This is a genomic window from Streptomyces longispororuber, assembly GCF_024448165.1.
Classification (GTDB): Bacteria; Actinomycetota; Actinomycetes; order Streptomycetales; family Streptomycetaceae; genus Streptomyces; species Streptomyces longispororuber_A.
In genome coordinates this window covers 1-3159 of record NZ_JAMOLN010000399.1, presented here as the reverse complement: position 1 = coordinate 3159, position 3159 = coordinate 1, and the positions used below count along the sequence as shown (strand labels likewise).

The 3159-nt window shown below is 72.1% G+C and carries 4 protein-coding genes; 3 read left to right on the top strand and 1 reads right to left on the bottom strand.

Annotated elements, in window-relative coordinates; all coding sequences use genetic code 11:
- From M4J07_RS47290 to M4J07_RS47280, 3 genes are all read left to right on the top strand, one after another.
- Nucleotides 1–705, top strand: a 705-nt coding sequence (locus M4J07_RS47290) for a 2-oxo acid dehydrogenase subunit E2 (RefSeq protein WP_255983513.1), incomplete at its 5' end; no start/stop codon positions are given.
- Between the two features lie 122 nt (nt 706–827).
- Complete coding sequence (locus M4J07_RS47285; protein WP_255983511.1) at nt 828–1820, top strand: GlxA family transcriptional regulator; 993 nt, start codon at nt 828–830, stop codon at nt 1818–1820.
- Nucleotides 1821–1956: 136 nt separating this feature from the next.
- On the top strand, nt 1957–2595 hold the full coding sequence (locus M4J07_RS47280; protein WP_255983509.1) for an HD domain-containing protein: 639 nt from the start codon (nt 1957–1959) through the stop codon (nt 2593–2595).
- On the opposite strand, the gene M4J07_RS47275 is transcribed toward M4J07_RS47280, so the two are convergent.
- A partial coding sequence (locus M4J07_RS47275; protein ID WP_308284837.1) for a GNAT family N-acetyltransferase occupies nt 2567–3159 on the bottom strand: 593 nt, incomplete at its 5' end. The two genes, M4J07_RS47280 and M4J07_RS47275, sit on opposite strands and share 29 nt — an antisense overlap.

The window sequence follows — 3159 nt, the reverse complement described above, 5'->3', positions numbered from 1 at the left end:
CGGATCCGTAGAGCCATCGGGAACAACCTGAAGCAGGCGTTGCAGGAGCAGGCGCAGCTGACCAGCACGGTGGAGGCCGACGTCACGCGGCTCATGCGGCTGCGCGCGCGGGCGAAGGACGGCTTCCTCGCCCGGGAGGGGATCAAGCTGTCGCCGCTGCCGTTCTTCATCAAGGCCGCCGCCCAGGCGCTGCGGGCGCATCCGGTCATCAACGCCAGGATCGACGAGGCCGCGGGAACGATCACCTACTTCGACACGGAGAACATCGGCATCGCGGTCGACACGGAGGACGGCCTGATGACCCCGGTCGTCAAGGCGGCCGGCGACCTGACCGTCGCCGGACTCGCGCGGGCCGTGCACGACCTGGCCGACCGGGCCCGTAACAGGCACCTCACGCCCGACGACGTGACGGGGGCGACCTTCACGATCTCCAACACCGGTTCGCGCGGCGCACTGTTCGACACCGTCATCGTGCCGCCGAAGGAGGCCGCGATCCTGGGCGTGGGCGCGACGGTCCGGCGGCCCGCGGTCGTCCGCGACGGTGACGACGAGGTCATCGCCGTCCGGGACCTGGTGCACCTGTCGCTGTCGTACGACCACCGGCTGGTGGACGGAGCGGACGCGGCCCGCTACCTGACCTCGGTGAAGGCGATCGTGGAGGCCGCGGCGTTCGAGGACGACCTGTACGCCGACACCGTGGCGTGAGTGGTGGGGGGCCCGGGAGCGCGTCCGATCCTGTGGGAGATTGACACCGACGCAGGGGAACGCGGCCCGACCGTGCCGCTCACACCGAGGGAACCCGGCGCGGCGCGGGAAAGGCAAGAGTCATGGAGCCCAGGCGGCCCGTCGTGTTCGTCGTGTTCGACGGCATCAAGATGCTCGACGTGGCGGGCCCGGCGGAGGTGTTCGCCGAGGCCAATCGGTTCGGCGCCCGCTATGCGCTCAGCTATGCCTCGCCGTCCGGTGAGCCGGTCGTCACCTCGGTGGGCCTGCGGCTGCCGGTCGACGGGCCGGCGGCCGATGTGGCCGAGGCGGACACGGTGGTCGTCTCCGGCGGGGACGAGCTGGTCACCAGGGCCGTCCCGGCCGACCTGACCGAGGCGGTCCGCCTCCTGCGCTCCCGAACGCGCCGGCTGGTGTCGATCTGTACGGGTTCGTTCGTCCTCGCCGGTGCCGGAGTGCTGGACGGACGGCGTGCCACCACCCACTGGCGGCACGCCGAGCTGCTGGCCCGCAGCTATCGCGACGTCCAGGTGCAGCCCGATGCCCTCTTCGTCGAGGACGACGGCGTCATCACCTCGGCGGGCGTCTCGGCCGGCATCGATCTGGCCCTGGCGCTGGTGGAGGACGACCACGGCGTCGAGCTGGCACGGAACGTCGCCCGCAACCTCGTGGTGTTCATGCAGCGCCCCGGGGGCCAGTCGCAGTTCTCGGCACCTCTGGAGGTACGTCCGCCCCGTACGCCCGCTCTGCGCTCGGCGGTCGACCTGGTGGCGGCGCAGCCCGCGCTGCCGCACACCGCCGACTCGCTGGCCGACCTGATCGGTGTCAGCCCGCGCCATCTGGCGCGGCTCTTCCACACGGAGCTGGGCACGACCCCGGCGAAGTTCGTCGAGCGGATCAGGATCGACCATGCGAAGGCGCTGCTCGACTCCGGATGCGGGGTGGCCGAGACGGCGCGGGCCGCCGGTTTCGGGAGCTCGGAGTCGATGCGCCGCACGTTCGTGGCCCGGCTGGGCGTCTCGCCGAGCGGGTACCGGGCCCGGTTCGCCACCACCCGGCGCGCCGACGAGGACGACGCGGCGACCGGCGCCCACTGACCGCGCGCACGTCCACCGCGCGGACGCGACCTGGTCCGGATCTGTGGGATGCACGGCAGAACGGGCGGTGGGCCGGACCGCTACCGGGAGGAAGGCTGGAAACCAGTCCGCTCCGCACCCGATCAAGGAGGCCCCCATGCCGGAGAGCATCGCGGGAATCACCCTTCCCGACACCCGGTTGGTCCGTGAGGCCACCGACCTCGTCCGCGTCGCCGCCGACGAGACGCTCTTCCACCACTCGCGCCGCGTCTACCTGTGGGGATCTCTCAGGGCGGCCGCACGCGGCCTTGAGGTCGACCCCGAGCTCGCCTACGTCGGCGGCCTCTTCCACGACCTCGGTCTGACTGCCGCCCACGCCACCAAGGACCGTCGCTTCGAGATCGACGGTGCCGAGGCCGCCCGCACCTTCCTGCTCGACCACGGCCGCACCGAGGCCGAGGCCCGCACCGTGTGGCTCGCCGTCGCCCTGCACACCACCCCTGAAGTGCCGCACCACCTGGCGCCCGAGGTCGCGGTGGTGAGCCTCGGTGTCGAGACCGACGTCCTCGGCGTCGACCTCGCGGAGATCACCGAGCAGCAGCGGGCCGATGTCGTCGCCGCGCACCCGCGCCCCGACTTCAAGAATCGCATCCTGAAGGCGTTCTACGAGGGCATGGCCGACCGCCCCGACACCACGTTCGGCACCATGAACGACGACGTGCTGGCCCACTTCGACGCCTCGTTCCGCCGCAAGGACTTCGTCGAGATCATCCGGAACAGCCCCTGGCCGGAGTAGTGGCGTCGTCGCGCGGACACCGGCCGCGGAACCGTAGCCGTGGCCGTGGCGGGTTCGTCCGTTCCGTGCGGAGGGCGGCGAGGTCGCGGGCCCCTGCCCAGGCGGTGACGGTGTCGCCTTCCTCCGTGCGGTGCACGGGCACGTCCGCGTGGCGGAGCATCGCGTCGATCCGTTCGTCGCCGGCCAGGAACAGGCCGTAGAGGGTGTCCCAGCCGTCGCTGAGCGCGTGCCGCGCGAGACGGCGCAGGAGGCGGGTGCCGAGTCCGCGGCCCTGCCAGGAGTCCTCGACCAGCAGCGCGGCCTCCGCGGCCTGGTGATCCGGCATCAGATGTCCTACGGCGACGTGGCGTCCGGTCACGTCCTGCACGGCCAGGTGGACCGAGCCGGGGCGGGTCAGCAGGGTGGGCAGGTAGGTCAGGGGGTCGGGCATCGCCCGGTGGTAGCGGCTCCACAGGGTCTGCGGTGAGCAGCGGTGGTGCAGCGCCACGGTGCGGGCGAGGTCGGCCGGGCCTATCGGTGTGATCCGCGGTTCGTGGCGCATGGGCTGGTCCTTGCACGTCCGGG